Consider the following 796-nt stretch of genomic DNA (forward strand, 5'->3'; position numbering starts at 1 on the left):
TATTGATGGTCAATTATTGGATACTCCACGTTATGAGCATTTAAGAATCAATTGTGGTGATACTCCTCCTATTGGTGATCCTTTCTGTGTTCCAAATGAGAGTAATGGTTCTACTACTGAGGGATGTGATTTCTTATGTGAAGGTGGGATTTATGGATTTTTGGCCGAATCTGGAGATTTGGGAGAAGATGAATTCATATATATAACTCCTGGTAATTTCGATGATACTTTCGAATTATATCGAGAAGGTACTATGACCAAGATAGCCAGTGTTGAATTCAAATTTAATGATGATGGAGATCTAAGAGTACAATTTTTTTGATGTTCAAGGTACTATCACGGCCTTTTCTATAGAAGCTAGATTACCTGCAAATACAACTGCTAATGTTTGTAATGATAAGCGTTGTAATCCAGATTGTATTCACAACGATCAATTTACAGAGAAACTTGAAGGTGATGTAATTACGCCTACGGTTCTTGCAAATGGTGGGTTCTACATTAAAATTAGGGTTCAAAAAGGAAATTGTCCTTCCTGATTTAATAAAGAATAAGGTAAATGATAATTTCAAAATGTAAATATTAATAAATAAAGAGCGATTAAAGAGTTCTAAAGCTTTTTGATCGCTCTAATATTAAGAAGATTCATTTATTTACCATTCTAGATGTTAGTAATATAAACTATTAATTATGAAAAATTTTAAATACACAATAACCCTCTTGGCAGTCTTTGCATTACTTTTCACCTCTTGTAGCAAGGAGGAAACCGATGTTTCAGGTTCTGATATTCAGGACACTT

The 796-nt window shown here is 32.8% G+C and carries 1 protein-coding gene; it reads left to right on the forward strand.

Annotation, left to right across the window (positions count from 1 at the left end):
* Nucleotides 1-322: hypothetical protein (locus ON07_RS16525; RefSeq protein WP_033445062.1), on the forward strand; the 322-nt coding region annotated here is incomplete at its 5' end.
* Between the last annotated feature and the right edge of the window lie 474 nt (nt 323-796).

This window comes from Gillisia marina (assembly GCF_000258765.1).
Taxonomy (GTDB): Bacteria; Bacteroidota; Bacteroidia; order Flavobacteriales; family Flavobacteriaceae; genus Gillisia; species Gillisia marina.